The sequence below is a fragment of the Neorhizobium sp. T25_13 genome, assembly GCF_002968675.1.
GTDB classification, from domain to species: domain Bacteria; phylum Pseudomonadota; class Alphaproteobacteria; order Rhizobiales; family Rhizobiaceae; genus Neorhizobium; species Neorhizobium tomejilense.
The window spans coordinates 35,410-59,904 of record NZ_PVBI01000010.1 but is presented as its reverse complement, the minus strand read 5'-3'; the positions used below and the strand labels follow the sequence as shown (position 1 = coordinate 59,904).

Genomic DNA, 24,495 nt, shown 5'->3' with positions numbered 1-24,495 from the left:
AATCGAAAAACTCTATCTCAGCTGTCGAGTGCCTGGACCTTGGAACGGGCCTGTTCCTCGGCCATGCGCTGCGTGAACATCTGCGCGAAATCGATCGGGTCGATCATCAGCGGCGGGAAGCCGCCGTTGCGCGTCACGTCCGCAATGATCTGGCGGGCGAAGGGGAACAGGAGACGCGGGCACTCGATGAAGAGCAGCGGCAGCATGTGTTCCTGCGGGAAACCGGTGATGCGGAAGACGCCGCCATACACCAGTTCGGCCGCGAAGACGATCTTGTCGCCTTCCTTGGCTTCGGCGTTCAGCGTCAGGATAACGTCGAAATCGGCGTCCGAAAGCGGATTGGCGTTGACGTTGACATTGATGTTGATCGCCGGCGCCTTGTCGCGCGCCTGCAGCGAACGCGGAGCGCCCGGGTTCTCGAAGGAGAGATCCTTGGTGTACTGCGCCAGGATGTTGAGGGACGGCGTTGCGGCCTGGTTGTTATCGTCTGCCATTGGGATTTCCTCGAGGCTTTGGAGCGTTGAGGCCCTCTAACATTTCGTCTGGGGGCTTACAACCCTGGCCAACCCGCAGGACCTCTCAAGGTTCCTTGCTTTTGGAGCCGGCCCAGGGCGAAGAGGGGTCTGGATCGCGATGGTAATCCTGCTCGTCGAGATCGACCACCGGCCCGGTTTTCTTGGCCTCCGGCGAAGGTTTCGGGCTTTCATAGCGATAGCTTTCGCTGCGCGGCGAACGGACGACGACGATGCGGCGGCCGACCACAGACCAGATCAGGCTGCGCACGAAGGGAATGAACAGCGCCAGCCCGATGATGTCGGTGAGGAAGCCAGGCAGCAGCAGGAGGATTCCGGCGACCACGATCATCGCGCCGTCGATCAGGGCGCGGCCGGGTGCGCGGCCGTCCCGGCTCTCGGTCGAAATCTTCCTCAGGATCTGGGTCCCCTGGCTGCGCAGCAGAATGGCTCCGAGCACTGCGGTACCGATGACCAGACCGAGTGTCGCCCAGAGGCCGAGTGCTTTGCCGACCAGCACGAAGCCGGCGATTTCGGCGAGCGGCCAGCCGATCAGAAGAAGCGGCACGAGAAAGAAGCGCATGATATTCCCTGTGTCGTGATATCCGGTTGCGCGCAAAGCGCTAACGTCTTCATCATTTGAATGATAGGCGTATGCAGACTATATGAGAGACTGCACCGAATATTTAAACGCCAAATGCGGGTTAAGATGGGCTCCAACGACTTTATAACACTCTTTTTCCTTGTCGCAGCGGTTCTGATCTTCCTGCAACTGCGCAGTGTGCTCGGACGCCGGACGGGAAGCGAGAAGCCGCCGTTCGATCCTTACAGCCCCCGCGACGTCGCGAAAAACCCGGGTGGCGATGACAGCAAGGTCGTGACCCTGCCGCGTCGCGACGCCACGGATGACGAGCAGCGTTATGCGGATGTCGACGCTGTCGCCAAGCCCGACACGCCGCTCAACACCGCGCTGCGCGAACTGGTGAAGTCAGATCCTTCCTTCCGCCCCCGCGAGTTCCTGAACGGTGCCCGCATGGCCTACGAGATGATCGTCATGGCTTTTGCCGACGGCGACCGGAAGACGCTGAAGGGCCTCCTCTCGAAAGAGGTTTTTGACGGTTTCGACACGGCGATCACCGACCGGGAATCCCGCGGCGAGGTGGTGAAGTCGACATTCGTCGGTATCGACAAGGCGGATATCACCCATGCAGCCGTCAAGGATGCCGAAGAGCAGATCACCGTCCGCATCGTCAGCCAGCTGATTTCCGCCACCTATGACAAGGCCGGCGCGCTGATCGACGGCGATCAGGAGACCGTGGCCGAAGTCACCGACATCTGGACCTTTGCCCGTGACATCCACTCCCGCGATCCGAACTGGAGATTGGTCGCCACCGAATCCGAACAATGACCTTGAGCTCTGCGGATTATACCCTTCGGCCGGTATCCTTCCCCGATCTTGCGGGGTGGGGCGATGACGATCCGACCACGCTTTTTGCCGGCATGCGGGCGTCGCTGGAGCATATCCGCAAGGTCAAGCCATACCGCACCGGTTCCCTTGGCCTGACGGCCGAGGAACTCGCCACCTTCATCGAAGCCGCCCGGGACATCCCGGGCGATCCCATTTCTGCCCGGGCCTTTTTCGAGGCCCATTGCACGCCCTTCCTGATTACCCGCAAAGACGGTCGGCGCGGTTTCGTCACTGCTTTCTACGAGCCTGAGATAGAGGTCTCGGAAACGCGGGACGACGTCTGGATCCACCCCTTCTATTCTCGCCCGGACGATCTCGTCGATCTCGACGACGGTAACCGCCCGACAGGATTGGACTCCGGCTACATGTTCGGGAGGCAGATGCCCGGTGGCATCGCGCCCTATCCGGACCGCGGCGAGATCGACCGAGGTTTTCTCGAAGGCCGCGGCCTGGAGATCGCCTATGCGAAGTCCAAGGTCGATGTCTTCTTCATTCATGTCCAGGGCGCGGCGAGGTTGAGATATCCCGATGGAAACATCCGGCGGATCACCTATGCCGCCAAGGCGGGTCATCCGTTCTCGCCGATTGGCAAGCTGCTGATCGACCGCGGCGAGATCGACCCGGCGAAGATTTCCATGCAGAGCATCCGAACCTGGCTGGCTGAGAATCCGGGTAAGGTTGACGAGGTTCTTTGGCACAATCGTTCCTACATCTTCTTCCGGGAAGCGGATGTCTCCGATCCGTCGCTCGGGCCGGTGGCGGCCGCCAAGGTGCCTCTGATCCCGGGACGCTCGCTGGCGGTCGATCGCCAGATTCATACATTCGGTTTCCCCTTTTTCATCCGGTCCGAGACGCTGACCCATATGGATGGTGGCAAACCCTTCGCGCGGCTGATGCTGGCGCTCGACACCGGATCTGCGATCGTCGGCCCGGCGCGCGGCGACATTTTTACCGGCTCCGGCTTAGAGGCAGGCGAGCTTGCTGGAACCGTGCGCAACGATGCGGACTTCTACATCCTCATCCCCAAGGCAGCGTCCGTCAGGTACGGCGGATGAAGGGCGGTCGCAAACTCGATCCGGAAGAGCGGATATTGTGGGGAAGGGTCGCGAAGTCGGCCCGCGCCTTGCCCGGCCGCATGAAGGAGATCCTGCAGTTCGAGGAAGCGGAGGCCGCAAAGATCGCCGCGGAGGAAGCGGCCGTCGAAGCGAAAAAGCCAAAACCCGCGCCGCGGCAGCAGAGTTATACAGTCGAACTTCCGGCGCCCGTCCCGGCCAAGCGTCCCGTAGGTTCTCATCAGCCGCTCGAAAAGCCCGTCAAGAAAAAGCTCGCCAAGGGTCGGCTACCGATCGATGCCCGTCTCGATCTGCACGGACTATTCCAGGGGGAGGCTCACGACCTGCTTCTCGATTTTCTGCTGCGGGCCCATGAGCGCGGTCTTCGCCATGTGCTGGTGATCACCGGCAAGGGCAGCTCGATGGGCAGCGAAGGCGCACTTCGCCGCGCCGTGCCTCTGTGGTTTTCGAAAGCGGAGTTCCGTTTCCTGATCTCGTCCTACGAATGGGCGGCGCGTCATCATGGCGGGGAGGGCGCCATGTATGTGCGGCTTTCGCGCGGCAGAGGGGACAATCGCGGAGATCGGGAATGACCCCCTTCGGCCATGCACTGAGAGAGCTGCGCCGCCGCAAGGGCATTACTCAGCGTGAGCTTGCCGAGGCGATCGGCGTCACCCCCGCCTATCTTTCGGCCCTGGAGCATGGAAAGCGCGGCAGGCCCACTTTCGAGCTGCTGCAGCGGATCGCCGGTTATTTCAACGTCATCTGGGACGAGGCGGAAGAACTTTTCCGCCTTGCCGAAGCGTCGCATCCGAAAGTCGTGCTTGATACCGCGGGTCTGCCGCCATCATACACCGGCTTTGCCAACCGGCTGGCGCAGCGGATTCGCTCTTTACCGCCCGACGTGATAGAGGAAATGGACACGCTCCTCAAAAAAGCCGAGATGCGAGGCTGAATTCGCTACGCATCCACGGCTTTCATGCCGTATTGGCGAGGCTCAACCTTTAGAAACCGCCCCGATTTCCCTATATTCTGAGGGTGGAATGGCCGGTGATTCGCTTAACCGGCATCTCAAACGAATTGGAAGATACTTGATGACCGATACACCCGTCAGCGACAATGGCGCGAGTGCCGAATATGGTGCCGACTCGATCAAGGTTCTGAAGGGCCTCGATGCAGTGCGCAAGCGGCCCGGCATGTATATCGGCGATACGGACGACGGCTCCGGCCTGCATCACATGGTCTACGAAGTCGTGGACAACGCGATCGACGAGGCGCTGGCTGGCCATGCCGACCTTGTGACCGTGACCCTTAATGCCGACGGTTCGATCACCGTTACGGACAATGGACGCGGCATCCCGACCGACATTCACACCGGCGAAGGCGTATCGGCTGCCGAAGTGATCATGACCCAGCTCCATGCTGGCGGCAAGTTCGACCAGAACTCCTACAAGGTCTCGGGCGGTTTGCATGGCGTCGGCGTCTCGGTCGTCAACGCGCTGTCCGTCTGGCTGAAGCTGCGCATCCGCCGCAACGGCAAGCTTCACGAGATCTCCTTTACCCACGGCGTTGCCGACGGCCCGCTCAAGGTCATCGGCGAATACGAAGGCCGTTCCGGAACCGAGGTCACCTTCCTCGCCAGCTCCGACACCTTCACGATGACCGAATATGACTACGGCACGCTCGAGCATCGTCTGCGCGAACTGGCGTTCCTGAATTCCGGCGTCAGAATCCGGCTAACGGACAAGCGCAAGCCGGATGTTAAGGAAGAGGAGATGCTGTATGGCGGCGGCCTCGAAGCCTTCGTCCGTTATCTCGATCGCTCCAAGAAGCCGCTGGTCGAAAAGCCCGTCGCCATCAAGGGCGAAAAGGACGGCATGACCGTGGAAGTGGCCATGTGGTGGAACGACAGCTACCACGAAAACATGCTCTGCTTCACCAACAACATTCCCCAGCGCGATGGCGGCACTCATATGGCCGGCTTCCGCGGCGCCCTGACGCGCCAGGTGACGTCCTACGCGGATAGTTCCGGCATTACCAAGAAAGAAAAGGTCACGCTGCAGGGAGAAGACTGCCGCGAAGGCCTGACCGCGGTGCTTTCCGTCAAGGTGCCCGACCCCAAGTTTTCATCGCAGACCAAGGATAAGCTCGTTTCGTCGGAAGTTCGGCCTGTGGTCGAAAGCCTGATGAACGAAGCCCTGAGCACTTGGTTTGAAGAGCATCCGACCGAAGCGAAGATTCTCGTCGGCAAGGTGGTTGAGGCGGCAGTTGCCCGCGAAGCTGCCCGCAAGGCCCGCGAGCTGACCCGCCGCAAGGGTGTACTCGACATCGCCTCGCTGCCCGGCAAGCTTGCCGATTGCTCCGAGCGCGACCCGGCCAAGTCCGAACTGTTCCTCGTCGAGGGCGATTCCGCCGGCGGTTCCGCCAAGCAGGGCCGTTCGCGCGAGAACCAGGCGATCCTCCCGCTCCGCGGCAAGATTCTCAACGTCGAACGTGCCCGTTTCGACAAGATGCTCGGAAGCCAGGAAATCGGCACGCTGATCACCGCGCTCGGCACATCGATCGGTAAGGACGAGTTCAACGCCGACAAGCTGCGTTACCACAAGATCATCATCATGACGGACGCTGACGTCGACGGCGCCCATATCCGCACCCTGCTTCTGACCTTCTTCTTCCGCCAGATGCCGGAGCTGATCGAGCGCGGACATATCTACATCGCCCAGCCGCCGCTCTATAAGGTCAGCCGCGGCAAGTCGATCCAGTACCTGAAGAACGAAGTCGCCCTGGAAGAATACCTGATCACCATGGGCCTCGAAGAGGCGACGCTGACGCTCGGTTCCGGCGAAGTACGTGCCGGACAGGATATGCGCGAAGTCATCCAGGACGCGCTGCGCCTGCGCAGCCTGGTCGAAGGCCTGCATTCTCGTTACAGCCGCTCGATCATCGAACAGGCCGCGATCGCCGGTGCGCTCCATCCGGACCTGACGGACAATCGCGAACGGGCCCAGCAGACTGCCGACGAAGTCGCGCGCCGCCTGGACATGATCGCCGAAGAGACCGAACGCGGCTGGTCCGGCCATGTGACGGACGAGGGCGGCCTGCGTTTCGAGCGCATGGTGCGCGGCGTCAAGGAAGTCGCCTCCGTGGACGTGGCGCTGATCGGCTCGGCCGATGCCCGCCATATCGACCAGATGACTGCGCGCCTGCAGGAAATCTATCGCACCCCGCCGGTCCTCACCCGCAAGGATGGTCAGCAGGAAATGTCCGGCCCCCGCGCGCTGCTGGAATCGATCTTCGCGACAGGCCGCAAGGGTCTTTCCATGCAGCGTTACAAGGGTCTCGGCGAGATGAATGCCGAGCAGCTCTGGGAAACGACGCTCGATCCGAACGTCCGCTCGCTGCTGCAGGTCAGGGTCAACGACGCGACCGATGCCGACGGTCTCTTCTCGCGCCTGATGGGCGACGAAGTTGAACCGCGCCGCGAGTTCATTCAGGAAAACGCGCTGAGCGTTGCCAACCTCGACATCTGACGTTGAAGCTTTACAAAAAAGCGGCGGTCCTCGGGCCGCCGTTTTTTGTTTGTCCAGTTCGAAAGTGTTTCACGTGAATCTTTCCTGTGGATAGGGATTCACGTGAAACAATTTTCGAGGCATCGCCGGCGCTCAGGGCTCTCCGGTGAATTTTCCCTCGAAGGCGATCTCCGAAACCGGCTTGCGCTTGCTTGGAACCTCCCGCTCGGCAAGGTCGTCGGGAAGCGTACTCCGGTCCGCGATGCGGCCGATCGCAGCCGCTGCCTCGGCCCGGTAACCTTCCGGAATGCCCAGCGCTTCGACGGCCTTTTCCTTGTCGAAACCCTCCATGCCATGGGCGTGATAACCGAGTTTCATCGCCTGGCAGATCACCGAGAACCAGGCAGCACCCGTATCGTAGGAATGGGTGTAGGCGAGCCGGCGCTCGCCATTGCTCGCGACCCGATAGGTCTTCGACACGACGATCATCAGCGCTGCCGCGTTCTGCGCCCAGCGCTGGTTACCCGGCGAAAGAATGTCGACGAGCACCGGAAAATAAGGCGTTCCGCGTAGCGCATAGATGAAACGCCATGGCTGGTTGTTGCCGGAGGAGGGCGCCCAATGGGCAGCATCGAGGATCGTGAGCATGGTCGCCTGATCGATCGTTTCCTCGGTAAACGCCCGCGGCGACCAGCGGTCGAGGAAGAAGGTGTCGATCGGAAACTCCGAGTCGCGGGTGTTGCTGCTGGTCATGGGCATTCTCCGAAATTGCAGGCCGGGAGTAGATTTAACATTAACAATAGGCCCGCCGACCTGCTTGGCAACAGACTTCTGGCTGGCTGAAAACGGGCGTGACAAGCCGGGACGCATGTTCCATAAACCTCCTCGCTTAAATGGAGGATCATGTTTTGAAACTGATGCGCATTGGTGAGCCGGGCCATGAAACGCCGGCACTTTTTGACAACAAGGGCAAGATTCGCGATCTGTCCGGCCATGTCGCCGATATTGCCGGGCCTGCCATTTCCCCGGAAGGGCTTGCCAGGATCGCTGCTCTCGATCCGGAAAGCCTGCCCGAATTGCAGCCGACCCGCATTGGCGCCTGCGTCGCCGGCACCGGAAAGTTCATCTGCATCGGCCTCAATTATTCCGACCACGCGGCCGAAACCGGCGCGACCGTTCCGCCGGAGCCGATCATCTTCATGAAGGCGACTTCCGCCATCGTCGGCCCGAATGACGACGTGGTCATTCCGCGCGGTTCTGAGAAGACCGACTGGGAAGTCGAGCTCGGGGTGGTCATCGGCAAGACCGCGAAATATGTCTCCGAAGCTGATGCGATGGATTATGTCGCCGGCTACTGCCTGACCAACGACGTCTCCGAACGCGCCTTCCAGGCCGAACGCTCCGGCCAGTGGACCAAGGGCAAGTCCTGCGACACCTTCGGCCCGATCGGCCCCTGGCTCGTCACCAAGGACGAAATCGCCGATCCGCAGAACCTCGGCATGTGGCTCACGGTCAACGGCGAGAAGATGCAGAACGGTTCCACCAAGACCATGGTCTACGGCGTCCGTTATCTCGTCTCTTACCTCAGCCAATTCATGTCGCTGCATCCGGGCGACATCATCTCCACCGGCACGCCGCCGGGCGTCGGCCTCGGCATGAAGCCGCAGCGTTTCCTGAAGCCCGGCGAAGTCGTCGAGCTCGGCATCGATGGCCTCGGCACCCAGCGTCAGACCTTCGTCGCCGACGTCTAAATGATCGGAGGACTCATGCCCGCCGGCGGGGATGAGTCCTTAACCAGGCTTGGAAGGTGGAACTTTAAGGCTTACATGTCATTCTCAAGACAGCAGAATGATCTGCGGTTCCGCCTTCCTCTTGGCCAATTCAGCCGGTATCCCCCATAATGTTGCACCGCAATAGAAAAGCGCTAGCCTACCCCCACGCTGCTCCTGAACCGATCGGTTCGATGCCCCTGTCGAATGCGCTGTCGGAAATCAAGAAAGGTAGCACCTCGATGTTCTATCAGTTCTACGAGATGAACCACGCCGCGATGGCTCCCGTCCGCGCTGCCGCGGATGCCATGCACTTCTTTTATTCCAACCCGCTCAATCCGTTTTCCCATACGACGATGGGCCGGACGCTGTCCGCCGGCCTTGAAGTCTTCGAGCGCGTGACGCGCCGATACGGCAAGCCGGCCTTCGATCTCCCGTTCACGATCGTCGACGGCGAGACCGTCGCGGTGACGGAAGAGATCGTCTGGAACAAACCGTTCTGCAATCTCCTGCATTTCCGCCGTGACTTGCCGGCCGGCCGTGCACCGGACCAGAAGATCCTGATCGTCGCGCCGATGTCCGGCCATTATGCGACCCTGTTGCGCGGCACCGTGGAAGCGCTGCTGCCAAGCGCCGATGTCTACATCACGGACTGGATCGACGCCCGCATGGTGCCGATCACCGATGGCCGCTTCGATCTTGACGACTATATCGACTACATCATCGAGATGCTGCATGCGATCGGCCCTGGCGCCCATGTGATCGGCGTCTGCCAGCCTTCGGTCCCGGTGCTTGCTGCCGTGGCGGTGATGGAATCGCAGCGGGATTCGATGGTTCCGGCCTCGATGATCCTGATGGGCGGCCCGATCGACACCCGCATCAACCCGACCGCCGTCAACAAGCTCGCGGAAAAACATCCGATCGAATGGTTCCGCGACAACGTCATCATGAACGTGCCGTGGCCGCATACAGGCTTCATGCGCCGCGTTTATCCGGGCTTCTTGCAATTGTCCGGCTTCATGTCGATGAACCTTGACCGCCATGTCAGCGCCCACAAGGAGTTTTTCCAGCACCTCGTCAAGAACGACGGCGAGTCCGCCGAGAAGCACCGCGAGTTCTACGACGAATATCTGGCCGTCATGGACCTCACCGAGGAGTTTTACCTCCAGACGGTCGACACGGTCTTCATCAAGCATTCGTTGCCGAAGGGCGAGATGATGCACCGGAATGTACCGGTCGATACCAAGCTCATCCATCAGGTGGCGCTTCTGACCGTCGAGGGCGAGAACGACGATATTTCCGGTCTCGGCCAGACCAATGCGGCGCAGACCATCTGCCCCAATATCCCCGATGACATGCGCCTGCATTACATGCAGCCGGATGTCGGCCACTACGGCGTGTTCAACGGCTCGCGTTTCCGCCGCGAGATCGCGCCTCGCATCGTTGCCTTCACCCAGAAACATGCCAGGTCCGCACCGAAGAAGACTCCGGTCAAGCGCGTGATAAAGGGCGGCAAGGTCGGTTAAGCTCGGCGGGGTTCTTCGAATTCCGGTTTATATTTCAGCATCTTCTTGAATTTAATGATCCGTCTTCTTGAAGGCGGATCATGGGCTCACCAAATCGGGATGAGACGGGCTGGCATGTGGCCACCCGCTGAAACATCAGGGTGTGACCAATGAACCAGTCAGCATTGATTCGTCCGGATTGGACGCCGGCCACCATCGCGCTCATGGTGCTCGGCTTCGTCGTTTTCTGGCCTCTCGGCCTTGCCATGCTCGCCTATATTCTCTTCGGGGACAGGCTCCGCGGCTTCAAGCGCGATGCCAACGACCGCGCCGATCGTATGTTCGCCGGCTGCCGTCGGGCGAAATCCCGTTACAACACGCATTTCACCACCGGCAACATCGCCTTCGACGATTGGCGCAAGACCGAGATCGACCGGATCGAGGAAGAACGCCGCAAGCTGGATGAGATGCGCGAAGAATTCGACAATTATGTCCGCGAGCTTCGCCGCGCCAAGGACCAGGAAGAGTTCGATCGCTTCATGCGCGAGCGGCAGAACCGTTCTTCCGGCCAGAACCCGGTTGTCGATCTCTGATCCCTCCCAAGGATTCACGTGAAACGTGATGGAAAGCCGGCGTCTGCGAGGCGCCGGCTTTTTTATGTAAGGGAATCGGCTAGAAAGGGTCCATGTTCGCGCTTCTGAAAAAGTCAGTCCGCTCCAAACCGAAACCGCTCGAAACGGTGAAGCGGACCCTTGATGTCGGCGATCGGGCGATGCCGCTGACGATCAGGGAAAACCGCCGTGCCACCCGCATCACGCTCAGGATCGAACCCGGCGGCCGCGCGCTCAATCTCACCGTGCCGGCGGGCCTGCTGAAGCGCGAGATTGACGATTTTCTCGACCGCCATCAGGGCTGGCTGCTGACCAAGCTGGCGAAATTCTCCGCGGACAATGCGATTCGTCCGGGCGGCCGCATCGCCTTTCGCGGCGTGCCTCACCGGATCGAACATACCGGCACGCTCCGCGGCCTTACCGAGGCGGTGCTGATCGACGGCGAACCGGTGCTAAGGGTCAGCGGCCTTGAGGATCATATGGGCCGCCGGCTCTCCGCCTTTTTCAAGAAGGAAGCGCGCAAGGATTTGGAAGTGCTGGTCGCCCGCCACGCAGCCGCTATCCGCAAGCCGATCAAGTCGGTCTCCATGAAGGATACCCGCAGCCGCTGGGGGTCCTGCTCGTGGGATGGAAATCTCAGCTTTTCCTGGCGCATCGTCATGGCTCCGCCTCTGATCATCGACTATCTCGCCGCCCATGAAGTGGCGCACCTGAAGGAGATGAACCACGGTCCGAAATTCTGGGCCCTGTGCAGGGAGCTGTGCCCGCGCATGGAAGAAGCGCGCAAATGGCTTAAACAGCACGGCTCGCAGCTGCACGCGATCGATTTCGAGTAGGAGGCCGCCTGTGGATCCTCGGGTCAAGCCCGAGGATGACGAGCTTGGATGTTCTCGCCCGTTGGCGATCACCAGCCGTCCGCTCTTTAGCCATCCGCCGCCTTCTCCGTCGTCATCCTCGGGCTTGACCCGAGGACCCATGCCCCAAACGCGGCACTCTCGGCTATGATTTGCCTCGACTCCGGCGGAATTTCATGCCACTCCGCACCTCATGAAACCTGATATCAAGATCTGCGGGTTGAAGACCCCCGAGGCTGTCGATCGCGCCGTGGCGCGGGGCGCCTCGCATATCGGCTTCATCTTTTTTGCCAAGAGCCCGCGTTATGTCGAGCCGGATCTGGCCGGAGACCTTGCCGATCGAGTCCGCGGACGGGTGAAGCTCGTCGCGGTGACGGTCGATGCCGATGACGAGGAACTGGACGACATCGTATCCATGGTGCGGCCGGATATCCTGCAGCTGCATGGCAACGAGAGCCCCGAACGGGTTCTGCAGGTCAAGGCGCTCTTCGGCCTGCCGGTCATGAAGGCATTTTCCGTGAAGGAAGCCGGCGATCTTGACCGGGTCGATGCGTATATCGGCGTCGCTGACCGTTTTCTCTTCGATGCCAAAGCTCCCGCCGGATCTGAATTGCCGGGCGGTAACGGCATTTCCTTTGACTGGAGCCTGATGGCTTCCCTTGACGAGGGCGTGGATTACATGCTTTCGGGAGGATTGAACAAGGATAATGCCGCCATCGCCCTCAAATCGACGCGGGCGACCGGTATCGATCTATCGTCCGGCGTCGAAAGTGCGCCGGGTATCAAGGACCTTGGAATGATCGATGCGTTTTTCGATGCCGTTGCAGATGCGGGTCGGAAAAGCGCGTGAGGGAGTAGACAGTGAACGAGACGCCAAAACCCAATTCGTTCCGTTCCGGCCCCGATGAGGATGGCCGTTTCGGTATTTTCGGCGGGCGCTTCGTCGCCGAAACGCTGATGCCGCTGATCCTGGATCTCCAGGGGGAATGGGAAAAGGCGAAGAACGATCCGGCCTTCCAGAAGGAACTGGCTGATCTCGGCGCCCATTATATCGGCCGCCCGAGCCCGCTCTATTTCGCCGAGCGCCTGACCGAACATCTCGGCGGCGCCAAGATCTATTTCAAGCGCGAAGAGCTGAACCATACCGGTTCGCACAAGATCAACAACTGCATCGGCCAGATCCTGCTCGCCAAGCGCATGGGCAAGACCCGTATCATCGCCGAAACCGGTGCCGGCCAGCATGGCGTTGCCTCCGCGACCGTTGCCGCCCGTTTCGGCTTCCCCTGCGTCGTCTACATGGGCGCCACCGACGTTCAGCGCCAGGCGCCGAATGTCTTCCGCATGAAGCTCCTCGGTGCTGAAGTCCGTCCGGTCACCGCCGGTCACGGCACGCTGAAGGACGCCATGAACGAGGCGCTGCGCGACTGGGTCACCAATGTCGACGACACCTATTACCTGATCGGCACCGCCGCCGGGCCGCATCCCTATCCGGAAATGGTCCGCGACTTCCAGTCGGTCATCGGCACCGAAGCTCGCGCTCAGCTGCTGGAAGCCGAAGGCAGGCTGCCTGACGTGGTCATTGCCGCCGTTGGCGGAGGGTCGAACGCGATCGGCATCTTCCATCCTTTCCTCGATGACGACAGCGTCCGGATCGTCGGCGTCGAAGCCGGTGGCCGTGGTCTCCAGGGCGTCGAGCACTGCGCCTCGATCACCGCCGGATCGCCTGGTGTTCTGCATGGCAACCGTACCTATCTGCTGCAGGACGGCGACGGCCAGATCCTCGAAGGCCATTCGATCTCGGCCGGCCTCGACTATCCGGGCATCGGTCCGGAGCACAGCTGGCTGCATTCCATCGGCCGTGCCGAATACGTGCCGATCATGGACGACGAAGCGCTCGACGCTTTCCAGATGCTGACCCGCCTCGAAGGCATCATCCCGGCGCTGGAGCCGAGCCATGCGCTCGCCGAAGTGATCAAGCGCGCCCCGAAGATGGGCAAGGACGAAATCATCCTGATGAATCTGTCGGGCCGTGGAGACAAGGACATCTTCACCGTCGGCAAGATTCTCGGCATGGAGCTTTGATATGACCGCTCGTATGGACAAACGTTTCGCGGCCCTGAAGGCCGAGGGTCGCCCCGCGCTGATCACCTACATCATGGGCGGCGATCCGGATTTCGAGACCTCGCTCGGCATCATGAAGGCACTGCCCGATGCCGGGGCCGATCTGATCGAGCTCGGCATGCCGTTTTCCGATCCGATGGCCGATGGCCCGGCGGTCCAGATGGCCGGTCAGCGCGCCCTGAAGGACGGCCAGACGCTCGCAAAGACGCTCGAGCTCGCACGCAGGTTCCGCGAAGGCGATGCTGAAACGCCGATCGTCATGATGGGTTACTACAACCCGATCTATGTTTATGGTGTCGAAAAATTCCTCGACGACGTGATCGCCTCCGGCATCGACGGCCTGATCGTCGTCGACCTTCCGCCGGAAATGGATGACGAGCTCTGCATCCCGGCACTGGCCAAGGGTGTCAACTTCATCCGCCTCGCCACCCCGACCACCGACGACAAGCGCCTGCCTGCCGTCCTCAAGAACACGTCGGGTTTCGTCTATTACGTCTCGATGAACGGCATTACCGGCTCGGCCCTTCCGGATCCGTCGCTGATCGGCGGAGCCGTCAAGCGCATCAAGGGCCACACGGCTCTGCCGGTCTGCGTCGGTTTCGGCGTCAAGACCGCGGATCACGCCAAGGCAATCGGTGCTGCAGCGGACGGCGTCGTCGTCGGTTCGGCAATCGTCAGCCAGATCGCCGGCAGCCTCACCAAGGACGGCAAGGCCGGTCCGGATACCGTTGCTGCGGTCGCAACCCTGGTTCGGGGCCTTGCAACCGGCGTGCGCGCTGCCCGCCTTGTTGCCGCCGAATAGTTTCCCACATTAGGCTTGAGTTAATCGGGAGTACGCCAAGTGAACTGGATCACCAATTACGTCCGGCCGCGCATCAACTCCATGCTCGGTCGTCCCAACCGGGACGTTCCGGAAAATCTCTGGATCAAATGCCCGGAAACCGGGGAAATGGTCTTTCATAAGGACCTGGAAGAAAACAAGTGGGTCATCCCCGCTTCCGGCTTCCACATGAAGATGCCCGCCAAGGCTCGCCTTGTCGATCTTTTCGACGGCGGTGTCTTCGAAGCGTTCCCGCAGCCGAAGGTCGCCCAGGATCCGCTGAAATTCCGCGATTCGAAGCGGTATGCCGACCGCCTGAAGGACAGCCGCATCAAGACCGAGCAGGAAGACACGATTCTTGCCGGTCTCGGCGAGGTCCAGGGCTTGAAGCTCGTTGCTATCGTGCATGAATTCAACTTCATCGGCGGTTCGCTCGGCATGGCGGCCGGCGAGGCGATCGTCCGCGCCTGCGAACGGGCTCTCACCGAAAAATGCCCGCTGGTGATCTTCCCGGCCTCCGGCGGCGCACGCATGCAGGAAGGCATCCTGTCGCTGATGCAGCTGCCGCGCACCACGGTTGCGGTCGACATGCTGAAGGAAGCGGGACTGCCCTATATCGTCGTGCTCACCAACCCGACGACCGGCGGCGTCACAGCCTCCTACGCCATGCTGGGCGACGTCCATATCGCCGAACCGGGCGCCGAAATCGGCTTTGCCGGCAAGCGGGTGATCGAGCAGACGCTGCGCGAAAAGCTGCCCGAAGGTTTCCAGACCTCGGAATATCTGCTGGAGCACGGCATGGTCGACATGGTGGTGAAGCGCCACGACATTCCGTCGACGCTGGCCAAGATCCTGAAGATGCTGACAAAGCAGCCTGTCCAGGAAGCGCTTCCGGCCCCCATCGCGCTCAGCGCCTGACCGAAAGAGAGCATCGAGAGCCGGAGCGGCGGGATGACCACCATGAACGAGCCCGTTGTGAGCGAGGCGGAACGGGAAATCGATAGGCTGATGACCCTTCATCCGAAGGGTTTCGATCTTTCGCTCGACAGGATCACCCGCCTGCTCGAACTCCTCGGCAATCCGCACAGGAAACTGCCGCGCGTCATCCATGTGGCCGGCACCAACGGCAAGGGCTCCGTGACCGCCTTCTGCCGCGCCCTGCTCGAGGCAGGCGGTTACGCCACGCATGTCCACACGTCTCCGCATCTCGTCAACTGGCACGAACGCTACCGAATCGGCGTCAAAGGCGGCCGCAGCCAGATCGTCGGCGACGAGATGCTGGCGGATGCCCTGCGGCGCATCGCGGCGGCCAATAATGGCCAGATGATCACCGTCTTCGAAATCCTGACCGCCGCCACCTTCCTGCTGTTCTCGGAACAGCCCGGCGATGCGGCGCTCCTCGAAGTCGGCCTCGGCGGCCGTTTCGATGCCACCAACGTCATTTCAGATCCGGCGGTCTCGGTCATCATGCCGATCTCGCTCGACCATCAGGCCTATCTCGGCGATCGGGTCGAACTGATTGCGGCCGAAAAGGCGGGGATCATGAAGCGCGGCCGCCCGGTCGTCATTGGACAGCAGGAATTTGAGGCGGCCCGCGACGTGCTGGTTTCGACTGCCGAACGGCTCGGCTGTCCGACCGCCGTCTATGGCCAGGAATTTTCGGCCCACGAGGAATTCGGCCGGCTGATCTATCAAGACGAGTTCGGCCTTGCCGACCTACCTTTGCCGCGGCTGCCGGGGCGTCACCAATACGCGAATGCCGCTGCCGCCATCCGCGCCGTCAAGGCAGCCGGCTTCTCCGTCACCGAAGCGATGATGGAAAAGGCGATGGCGACGGTCGAATGGCCGGCCCGCCTCCAGAAGCTGACCGAAGGCAAACTGCTGCAATATGCGCCCGAAGGCTCTGAAATCTGGCTGGATGGCGGGCACAATCCCGGCGCGGGCGAGGTGATTGCCGAGGCAATGGCCTCCTTCGAGGAACGACAGGCCCGGCCGCTCTACATCATCGCCGGGATGATCAACACCAAGGATCCGATCGGTTATTTCCGCGCCTTTGCCGACATCGCCGAACACGTCTTCACCGTGCGCATCCGCGGCAGCGAATCGGGGCTCGACCCCGTGGTTCTCGCCCATGCAGCATTCGATGCGGGCCTGGTGGCCGAACCCGCCGGCTCCGCGGCTGAGGCGCTGCAGGAAATCGCCCGCCGCCAGGTGCCGGGGGGGCCGCCGCCGCGCATCTTGATCGGCGGCTCGCTTTATTTCGCCGGCAATGTACTCGCCGACAACGGCACCCCGCCGACCTGACCGGAAGGGTCGAGACCGACATAGAAAAAGCCCGGCTGCAGGGATCAGCCGGGCTTTTTTTACGCGGGCATGCGACTGGAAGTTAGGCGGCGCTGGAAATCCAGGCCGAAAGGGCGGTCTTCGGAGCGGCGCCAACCTTGATGTCGGCGACTTCGCCACCCTTGAACATGGCAAGCGTCGGGATCGAACGCACGCCGAACTGGGCAGCAAGCTCGGGATTTTCGTCGATATTCAGCTTGACGACCTTCACCTTGCCGGCGAGCTCGTTCGAAATTTCTTCGAGGCTCGGGCCAATCATTTTGCAAGGGCCGCACCATTCAGCCCAGAAATCCACGATCACCGGCTCGGCGGCGTCGAGGACTTCGGCCTGGAAGTTGCTGTTATCGACTTTTACGGTAGCCATAGGGCTCTCCTTCACGATTCTCTGTTGGTGTAAATGTGAGCTTCCCGCTCAAAGTTTTCAATGGCCGCTATCTCACTTTGTTTTGAGTTCTGCAAGCGAGCGTGACAGCAGTTCCGCCGGCAGCGTAACCACTTGCGCCGACTCGGTATAGACCAGCACGCAGTCGAAATTTTTTGCCGGGTAAAGCGGCCGCAGGATTTCGCGATAGATGGCGAGCTGGGCGCGATGCGAGAGCGGTATTGTGTCAAGGTTCTTCGGCGGCACGCGATTGGTCTTGTAGTCGAGGATGATCACCCGATCCTCGGTCACCACCAGCCGGTCGATGCGGCCGGAAATTGCATAGTCGCGGCCTTCCAGCGCCAGCGTGCCCATGATCGAGACTTCCGATTGGCCCCGCTGCGAAAACACCGGCCCGAGTTCGGCGTGTGAAAGCACCGACATGACGCTGGCGACGAGCTTTTCGCGCTCCGCCGCCGGCCAGAAACGGGCCGCACGGTCCGCATAACGGCGGGCGGCGGAGGCACGTTCGGGCTCCGGAAAATCCGTCAGCATCTGCAGCATGCGGTGAACCAGCTTGCCCTTCTGCAGCGCCAGTCCCGCGCTGTCCTTCTGATCGGCAAACAGCGGCGAAGCGACGATCAGGTCGTCCGCGTCGTCATCGATCATCGTGCCGGCGCCGGAAGGGCTGAGCGGCCGCGGCAGGATTTTTTGCGCGGGCAGGGGACGGGAAAGCGCTGGCGGAAGCGGCCTTCTGTCCGCTGCCGCCGCCTCCTTGTGCGCCGCCTTCGGCGTCTGTCCGGGAGCGGCCGGAAGCCGCCACTTGAAGCCGCCCCATTGGGCCTCGGACCCATGGAATTCCGCAGCACTGCAATGGTGCTCGTCGGCAGCAAGCGCCTTGGAAATCATCGACTGCCAGGTATCGGGATTGTCGATCTTGCCGCGATAACCGCAGACGATCAGCCGGTCCGCAGCTCGTGTCATCCCCACATAGAGCAGCCGGCGATATTCTTCCTCGGTGGAAGTCCTGATCCGATCGTCGTCGGCTGATGTCATCGCATTGGTCAGCATCTTGCCGGGCACCCAGGCGGGCACATTCTCGCCGGCGATCCGAAGCAGCCGGAATTTCGGCACATGCGAGGAAATGAACGCCTTCGAGCCGCTGTCGACGAGGAACACCACCGGCGCTTCCAGGCCTTTGGAAGCGTGCACGGTCATGATCCGCACCTCGTTGCGGCCGCCGTCCTGTTCGCGCTTCACCTCCGGCGATTCGATTTCCAGCGTAGAGATAAAGGCCTGCAGGCCCGGCAATCCGTTTGTCTCGTGGTCGAGCGCGAAGGTCAGGAATTCGTCGAGAATATCGCCGGCCTCGGTACCGAGCCGGCCAAGGAATTTCCGCCGTCCGCCTTGCGCGCCGAGAATCCGGGCAAACAGGTCATGCGGGCTGAGCTGCCGCGAGAGGTCGAGAAGATGCTGAAGCCGGTCGGCCGCATCGCGGAACCGGAGCGGCTGTTCGTGGCCCAGGCGGTTGAGCTGTGTCCAGGCGCTCGTGTTCTCCGGCCGTAACGCCGCGACTTCGAAGACGTCCTCTTCCGAGAGATTGAAGAGCGGGCTTTTGAGTAACGCCGCCAGTGAAAGATCATCCTGCGGCAAAAGCAGAAAGCGGCCAAGTGCCAGGAGATCCTGCACGGCGATATGGCTCGTCAGCCGCAGCCGGTCGGCACCGGCGACCGGAATATTGTCGCGGCGTTTCAGTGCCCGGGTCAGTGCATTGACGAAGGCATCGCGCTTTCGGACCAGAACGAGGATGTCACCGGCCTCGATCAGCCGCTCTATGCCCTTTTCGATGATCGTTTCCTTGCCGATCATCTCCTCGATCCGGTTGGCGATCCGGCCCGCGAGAATGGCGGAAGGCGCCTTGTCGGGCGTCGAATCGAATGGCGCCGTCCAGTCTTCCTCCTGCTCGGCGACTTCCGGCACCACGACGTCCCAGAGATCGACGGCGCCCGGGTGGCCGATCCGGTTGGAGCGGTGCTGCACCGGTTCGCCCAGCGCGCTGAGGCCTCGAAAGTTCTCCTCCAGAGAAAACACCTGGTCGACGGCTGCGAGCACATCGGCCGTGGAACGGAAGGAGAGCGGCAGCCGCACCGAGTGGAAGGCCTGGTCGCTGGCCCGCACCCGTTTTTCCGTCTCGCTGCGTTCTTCCGCAAACCGTTCCGGCCGGGCGCCCTGGAAGGAATAGATCGACTGTTTTTCGTCGCCGACCGCGAAGATGGTGCGGCGGGTCTCGCGGGCACTGGCGCCGGAATAGAAGTCCTCCGCCAGCGACTTGATCACCGTCCACTGGATCGGGCTGGTGTCCTGCGCCTCGTCGACGAGAATGTGGTCTATCCCCTGGTCGAGCTTGTAATGCACCCAGGCGCCGACGCCGTCTCGGGTGAGGAGATCGGCGGTGCGGGCGATCAGGTCCTCGAAATCGAGCAGGCTGCGCTGTTTCTTCAGGTCCTCGTAATCATCGTTGAGGCGTTGCGCGAGCGTCAGCGCCGCCTTGCTAGCGAGGAACATCCGGATCAGCCGCAGTCGGTCGCGACAAGCGACGACATGGGCACGAGCGGCCGCCACGGCGTCGGTCAGTTCCGGTGCCGTCGTTGTCATCGCCTTGGCGACCAGCGAACTGTCGGCTTTCGGCTTGCCTTCGCGGGTAAGGAAAATCTGGTCGAGATGCTGGGCCCGCTTCAGGACATCCGGCTCCTTGGCGACCAGTCGAAGGCCGTAAGCGACTTCCGTGACCTTCTGCCCGCCCTTCTGGTCGGCAAGCGCCAGATAGAGATCGAGCGTCAGGCCGGAGAGGCCGGGCAGGGGCCAGTAGGCTGCTGCTATGCTGTCTTCCGTGTCGGCTGGCCCCAACCCCAGCGCGCGCTTCAGTTCGACGCCGATGCCGCCGTGACGTTCGGCATGGGCAATGAAACGGCGGATCGCGGTGCGGTTGGCGATGATATCGCCGAGCAGCGTTTCGAGTCCGAATTCGTCGCCGAGATCCAGCACATGCGCAAAGGCTTCGGCGAGCACCGGGTCTTCTTCCGCCGAGGTCGCCGTCAGTAGCGAGCGCCGTGCGTCGGCGAGCAGGGCGGAGGCGGCGCGGTCGTCGAGCACCGAAAAATGCCCGGCGACATTGGCTTCGAGCGGAAACTGGTGCAGCAGCGCTTCGCAGAACGCGTGGATCGTCTGGATCTTCAGCCCGCCCGGCGTTTCCAGAGCCTTGGCGAACAGCCGCCGCGCCTCGGCGAGCTTGAAAATATCCGGCTCAGCACCTTCGATGCCGGCGATCCGCTTGCGCAGCTCGTCGTCCGAAAGCACCGTCCATTCCGAAAGCCGCTGGAAGACGCGGTTCGACATTTCCGATGCGGCCGCCTTGGTATAGGTGAGGCAGAGGATCGACGAAGGCCGACAACCGGCGAGCAGCAGGCGGATGACCCGTTGGGTCAGCACATGCGTCTTGCCGGAGCCGGCATTGGCCGAAACCCAGGCGGAACTTATGGGATCGGAGGCGAGCGATTGCTGCACCGTCGTCCAGTCGATCCACTTGATCGGGTCGTCGCCCTCCGGAGCCAGATCACTCATCGACTTCCGCCTCCTCGTCGTCGGCCGTCGACCATTCGGCCACGCGGGCGAGGTGGTCGTATTCGCCGCCGAAATCATTCTGCGCCATCGGAACGAGGCGCGATGCGAAGCCGGCTTCACCATTGCGCAGCGTGATCACGAACCGGGTCAGCTGTTCGAGCGATTCGTCCGCCAGATCGATCGCGGATTTCGGCTGCCGCTTGGCCGTCGCACTCGAACCCTCGTTGTTGACCTTGTCTTCGCGGAACCGGTCGCCGGGACGCAGCCGGATATAGAGCAGCTGGTCGGGCGTCAACGGACCCGCATCCTTGAACGCTCCCGCCCGAAGCGCCGCCGCCTCAAGCCCGAGTTGTGGATCGAGCAGCGCCCGCGCCTGGGAAACGGATGGGCTGAGGCCCGTCTTGTAGTCGACGATGTCCGCAAGGCCCGAACCTTTGATGTCGATCCGGTCTGCGATCCCGGTGACGCGGATGCCGGCGGGCTCCAGATCCCAGCCGGCACCGACTTCCGTCATCGTCCTGCGGATATCCGGCGCCCGCTCGACTTCCCAGTCCAGGAAGGCGCGGGCGACTTCGACAAAACGGGGCCGCCAGACGCGGTCGATATGGGTTGGCAGCTGTTCGGCGTCGAACAGTTCCTGGGTGATCCGGCGCATCGCCTCTTTGGCCGCAGGCGTGTCGGGCTTGTGGCCCTCGCGCGTGTAGCGGTCCATGATCGCGTGGTAGAGCGTGCCGCGTTCGGAGGCGCCGGGATCGCGGTTGAACGGGGCGAGCGGATCGAGCTTCAGGATCCGGCGGGCATAGATCGAATAAGGGTCGCGGCGCAGGCGCCCGACCTCGCTGAAGGAATACTTTACCGGCTGCAGGTCCGCCGGCGGTTTCGGGGTCGGGCGCTTGGCAACCGGCTGGTTTTCGCCGGCGTCGATCATGGAAGCCCAATCGCGGTATTGGTGTCCGCGCGCCTTGAGATCTTCGGCGAATTGTCTTCCACCCAAGGCCAGCAGCCTCTGCAGCCAGCGTGAGGCCACGGTCGGCGTCGATCCCTGCCGCGTCGAGCGCGACAGGATCAGATGCCGGGTGCCGCAGGCCATTTCGAAATCGTGGGCGAGCTGGCCGATCCGCCGTTCCGGCGGCTCCAGGCCCATGTCGGTCTTCATGGTGCGGGACAGGAAGGGGTTGTTGACGGTCTGGCCCGGCCAGGATCCTTCGTTGAGCCCGCCGAGTATCATCGTATCGACGCTCTGCAGCCGGGCTTCCAGCGTGCCGAAGATGAAGATGCGCGGATGGCTGAGCGAACGGGGCTTTACCGCCTCGCCTGTTGTCAGTGCCATGACGATGTCGATCCATTGGGGACCGTCCGCCTCCATCTGCCCGTCGGTGTCGATGACTTCGGAGAGCAACCCCGCCAGCCGCTCGCCAGCTTCGCCGGACCAGAGCGCCGCGAGGTTTTTCCCTTCATCCACGCAGATGGCTTCCAGCGCGCGGCCCGTACGTTCGGCCCAGTCGGAGAGCGTCAGCTTGGCGGTGAGGCCGCGCCCGTCCGGCCGGCGGCGGATGAGGGCCGAGGCGAGCGGCTCGACGGCTTTTGCCAGCCGCCGGGCGAGGTCGCGGGCCTTGTCGACGGCGTCGGCAGGCAGCGACAGCCGCCAGTGAGGCGTATGCCGGTCTTTGAGCTGGGCAGCAAGCTGGGTTTCGAGCAGCGGCTCCAGCGCGGAAATGTCCATGTCGCCGAGGCCGCCGCGCAGTGCCAGGATTTCGAGCGCTTCGACGGAAGACCGCAGATCGGCGGTGGACAGGCCGAGCCGCATCAGCGGGTGTTTGATCAGCGCCACGATCGCCACCGGGTCGCCCGGCCGAAGCGTCGCCTCGAGCAGCAGCTGGGTCAGCGTGCCCTGCGGCGTGCCGGAAAGCGGTGAACCGGCGGAATCGTCGGCGAGCAGGCCGAAACGGGAAAGTTCGGCGGTGACCCGGCGGGCCAGCGCACGATCGGGGGTGATCAGTGCCGCCTGGCTCTCGCCGCCGTCTTTTCCCGGCTGCTCAAGCGCCAGCCGGAGCGCGATGGCGATCGCCACAGCCTCCTCGCGTTCGTTCGAGGCTTCGATCAGCGAGACATCGGCAAAGGCTTGGGCCAGGAGGGAGGGGTCGGCGCTGTCCCGCCAGGTGCTCCAGCGGTCGGTCGCCTTGGCGGGCACCAGCGCCTGGGAGAGCGCTTCGGCGCGGAAGGCGAGATCGCCCGGAACTTCGCCAAGCACCGCCACGTCTTCCCGCGTCACGCCGAGCTTCCTGAGCAGCCGTGACAGGCCGAATTGCGAATGGCTGCGGCTGGCGGGTTCGGGTTTGCCGTCAAAGGCCTCTTCGCCGATCATCGCCCATTGATCCGCCGGCATCGAGAGGTCGAGCCCCGGCAGAACGACGGTACCGTTCGGAAGGTTGGAGATCGCGGCGATCAGGTCGGCAGCGGCCGGCACGGAGCCGGTCGAACCCGCGACGATCACCGGTCCCTTGTGATCCCTGGACGAAATCCGCCGCGCCTCGCCTCGCAGGATCGCCGCCTGATGTTTCGCCGGTGAAGAACGGCGCAGTTCTTCGAGACGAAGCGGCCAGAAGGCGCTGGCGATCGACAGGAACTCGGCGGTCAGCTGCCACCAGAGTGCATGTTCGCCGGTGTCGAGTTTTTTAAGATCGGCCCAATCGCGTTCCTCGGTCTCGACCGCGTCGATAAGCTCGGCCAAGGCGCGAGCGAGCCATATGGCATCGGCGGGGCTGGCCGGTGCGACGAGCGGTGATTCCGAATGCACGTCGAGCACGATTTTCGGAAGCTGGTTGCGCCAGGCAAGGATCAGCCGGCCGAGTTCGAGCAGGCGCGCGGTGCCGCCGATCGGCAGCGCCAGGTCCATCTCCTCGGGCGCTACGAGGTCGAAATAACCGCTGTCGTCATCGGTTTCGCCGAGCGGCCGGATGACCGGCAGGATCGCCGATCGGCCGCCGAGCAGATCGACGAATTCCGAGCGCAGCACGCGGGCCGAACGGCGCGTCGGCACATAGATGGTCACGTCGGCGAGCGAAAGCGGATCGGCCGGATCGTAGCGGAAGGTCTCGTTGAGCCGGCCGTCACAGAGTGCCGCTGCCACGGTCTTGAGGAACGGCGCTCCGGCGGGGATCGAAAAGGCCCGCTTCTTGCCGGATAGCGTGGTCATGCCTCCACCGGATAGCGCGCGATCACCGCTTCGGCTTCCGGCAGCGCTTCCGGCGTGCCGACGGTGATCCAGTGGCCGTCGAGCATGGTTCCGTAGAGCCGGCCGCGAGCGATGGCCTTGTCGAAATAGATATTGATGTTGAAGGCATCGGACGGCGCGTCATCCAGAAAAGACGGGCTCATCGCGAAGGCGCCGGCATAGACGACCGGATTGGCCGGATCATCCCGGTAACGCCTCAATCGGCCATCCGCATCCATGCCGAAATCGTTGATACCGTTGTGCCCGGTCGTGTTGTCGATATCGACGCAGAGCATCGCCATGTCCATGCGCTCTGGATCGAAGAACTCCGCCAGGTGCTGCAGGTTGGTCGGCTTGCCGGGTGTCTCGCCAATCCAGAAGAGGTCGGCATTCATGATGAAAACCGTGCCGCGATCGAGGAGCTTCAGCCCCTTCACGATCCCGCCGCCATTGTTCATCAGCGCGTCGCGCTCGTCGGAGATCAGGATTTCGAGGCCCTCGTAGGCTTTGAGATGCGCCGCCATCTGATCGGCGAAGTGGTGCACGTTGACCACCGCGCGCTCGACGCCGGCTTCCTTTAGCGAATCCATAACGTAGTCGATCATCGGCTTGCCGGCGACCGGCACCAGCGGCTTCGGCATGGTGTTGGTGATCGGCCGCATACGGGTGCCAAGCCCTGCGGCAAGCACCATGGCCTGCTTGATGGCGACTTTTTTGATGGTCATCGGAAACCGT

At 62.4% G+C, this 24,495-nt stretch carries 21 protein-coding genes; 14 read left to right on the top strand and 7 right to left on the bottom strand.

Annotated elements, in window-relative coordinates:
• Nucleotides 1-17: 17 nt before the first annotated feature.
• Together secB and C5J22_RS22225 are read right to left on the bottom strand one after the other, a co-directional pair.
• Nucleotides 18-494 (bottom strand): protein-export chaperone SecB, encoded by a 477-nt coding sequence (gene secB, locus C5J22_RS22230; protein WP_046611880.1) that lies wholly within the window; start codon nt 492-494, stop codon nt 18-20.
• Between the two features lie 85 nt (nt 495-579).
• The gene (locus C5J22_RS22225; protein WP_105440022.1) at nt 580-1,095 is read right to left on the bottom strand and encodes an FxsA family protein; all 516 of its coding nucleotides are present in this window, start codon (nt 1,093-1,095) and stop codon (nt 580-582) included.
• Nucleotides 1,096-1,221: 126 nt separating this feature from the next.
• On the opposite strand from C5J22_RS22225, the gene C5J22_RS22220 reads away from it, so the two are divergent.
• The 5 genes from C5J22_RS22220 to gyrB all read left to right on the top strand — a co-directional run bounded on the left by C5J22_RS22220 (nt 1,222) and on the right by gyrB (nt 6,562).
• Nucleotides 1,222-1,920 carry a Tim44/TimA family putative adaptor protein gene (locus C5J22_RS22220; RefSeq protein WP_105404816.1) on the top strand — a complete coding sequence of 233 codons (699 nt, stop codon included), beginning with the start codon at nt 1,222-1,224 and terminating at the stop codon, nt 1,918-1,920.
• Nucleotides 1,917-3,035, top strand: coding sequence for a murein transglycosylase A (locus tag C5J22_RS22215; RefSeq protein WP_105440021.1), 1,119 nt, complete (start codon nt 1,917-1,919; stop codon nt 3,033-3,035). Before C5J22_RS22220 ends, C5J22_RS22215 begins: the two co-directional genes overlap by 4 nt.
• Nucleotides 3,032-3,625, top strand: a complete 594-nt coding sequence (locus C5J22_RS22210) for a Smr/MutS family protein (RefSeq protein WP_105440020.1) — start codon at nt 3,032-3,034, stop codon at nt 3,623-3,625. Before C5J22_RS22215 ends, C5J22_RS22210 begins: the two co-directional genes overlap by 4 nt.
• Nucleotides 3,622-3,987: a helix-turn-helix domain-containing protein gene (locus C5J22_RS22205; protein WP_038547381.1), complete on the top strand. Its 366-nt coding sequence runs from the start codon at nt 3,622-3,624 to the stop codon at nt 3,985-3,987. Before C5J22_RS22210 ends, C5J22_RS22205 begins: the two co-directional genes overlap by 4 nt.
• Nucleotides 3,988-4,126: 139 nt before the next feature.
• Nucleotides 4,127-6,562, top strand: a complete 2,436-nt coding sequence (gene gyrB / locus C5J22_RS22200; RefSeq protein ID WP_105440019.1) for a DNA topoisomerase (ATP-hydrolyzing) subunit B — start codon at nt 4,127-4,129, stop codon at nt 6,560-6,562.
• 132 nt (nt 6,563-6,694) lie between these two features.
• Here gyrB and C5J22_RS22195 read toward each other — a convergent pair whose 3' ends face one another.
• Complete coding sequence (locus C5J22_RS22195) at nt 6,695-7,294, bottom strand: nitroreductase family protein (protein ID WP_172746745.1); 600 nt, start codon at nt 7,292-7,294, stop codon at nt 6,695-6,697.
• A 155-nt stretch (nt 7,295-7,449) separates the two neighbouring features.
• Between C5J22_RS22195 and C5J22_RS22190 the strand changes: the two genes are divergently transcribed.
• From C5J22_RS22190 to C5J22_RS22150, 9 genes are all read left to right on the top strand, one after another.
• Nucleotides 7,450-8,292, top strand: coding sequence for a fumarylacetoacetate hydrolase family protein (locus C5J22_RS22190; RefSeq protein ID WP_105440017.1), 843 nt, complete (start codon nt 7,450-7,452; stop codon nt 8,290-8,292).
• A 260-nt stretch (nt 8,293-8,552) separates the two neighbouring features.
• Nucleotides 8,553-9,836 (top strand): polyhydroxyalkanoate depolymerase, encoded by a 1,284-nt coding sequence (locus C5J22_RS22185; RefSeq protein ID WP_105440129.1) that lies wholly within the window; start codon nt 8,553-8,555, stop codon nt 9,834-9,836.
• Nucleotides 9,837-9,985: 149 nt separating this feature from the next.
• The gene (locus C5J22_RS22180; RefSeq protein WP_046668110.1) at nt 9,986-10,408 is read left to right on the top strand and encodes a DUF2852 domain-containing protein; all 423 of its coding nucleotides are present in this window, start codon (nt 9,986-9,988) and stop codon (nt 10,406-10,408) included.
• 92 nt (nt 10,409-10,500) lie between these two features.
• A complete protein-coding gene (locus C5J22_RS22175; RefSeq protein WP_105440016.1) occupies nt 10,501-11,262 on the top strand; it encodes a M48 family metallopeptidase in 762 nt (253 codons plus the stop codon).
• A gap of 211 nt (nt 11,263-11,473) precedes the next feature.
• A complete protein-coding gene (locus C5J22_RS22170) occupies nt 11,474-12,130 on the top strand; it encodes a phosphoribosylanthranilate isomerase (protein WP_105440015.1) in 657 nt (218 codons plus the stop codon).
• Nucleotides 12,131-12,141: 11 nt separating this feature from the next.
• On the top strand, nt 12,142-13,362 hold the full coding sequence (gene trpB / locus C5J22_RS22165) for a tryptophan synthase subunit beta (RefSeq protein WP_105404809.1): 1,221 nt from the start codon (nt 12,142-12,144) through the stop codon (nt 13,360-13,362).
• 1 nt (nt 13,363) lies between these two features.
• On the top strand, nt 13,364-14,203 hold the full coding sequence (gene trpA, locus C5J22_RS22160) for a tryptophan synthase subunit alpha (protein WP_105440014.1): 840 nt from the start codon (nt 13,364-13,366) through the stop codon (nt 14,201-14,203).
• Nucleotides 14,204-14,242: 39 nt separating this feature from the next.
• The gene (gene accD / locus C5J22_RS22155; RefSeq protein ID WP_105440013.1) at nt 14,243-15,139 is read left to right on the top strand and encodes an acetyl-CoA carboxylase, carboxyltransferase subunit beta; all 897 of its coding nucleotides are present in this window, start codon (nt 14,243-14,245) and stop codon (nt 15,137-15,139) included.
• 33 nt (nt 15,140-15,172) lie between these two features.
• On the top strand, nt 15,173-16,525 hold the full coding sequence (locus C5J22_RS22150; protein WP_245440498.1) for a folylpolyglutamate synthase/dihydrofolate synthase family protein: 1,353 nt from the start codon (nt 15,173-15,175) through the stop codon (nt 16,523-16,525).
• Nucleotides 16,526-16,607: 82 nt separating this feature from the next.
• Here the strand turns inward: C5J22_RS22150 and trxA are convergent, their stop codons facing one another.
• The 4 genes from trxA to C5J22_RS22130 form a co-directional block, all read right to left on the bottom strand.
• The gene (trxA, locus tag C5J22_RS22145) at nt 16,608-16,928 is read right to left on the bottom strand and encodes a thioredoxin (RefSeq protein WP_038547409.1); all 321 of its coding nucleotides are present in this window, start codon (nt 16,926-16,928) and stop codon (nt 16,608-16,610) included.
• A 72-nt stretch (nt 16,929-17,000) separates the two neighbouring features.
• The gene (addA, locus tag C5J22_RS22140; RefSeq protein ID WP_105440012.1) at nt 17,001-20,546 is read right to left on the bottom strand and encodes a double-strand break repair helicase AddA; all 3,546 of its coding nucleotides are present in this window, start codon (nt 20,544-20,546) and stop codon (nt 17,001-17,003) included.
• Nucleotides 20,539-23,742, bottom strand: a complete 3,204-nt coding sequence (gene addB / locus C5J22_RS22135) for a double-strand break repair protein AddB (RefSeq protein ID WP_105440011.1) — start codon at nt 23,740-23,742, stop codon at nt 20,539-20,541. Before addB ends, addA begins: the two co-directional genes overlap by 8 nt.
• Entirely contained in the window at nt 23,739-24,485 is a 747-nt protein-coding gene (locus C5J22_RS22130; protein WP_105440010.1) for a nucleotidyltransferase family protein, read from the bottom strand. Before C5J22_RS22130 ends, addB begins: the two co-directional genes overlap by 4 nt.
• Nucleotides 24,486-24,495: the final 10 nt, after the last annotated feature.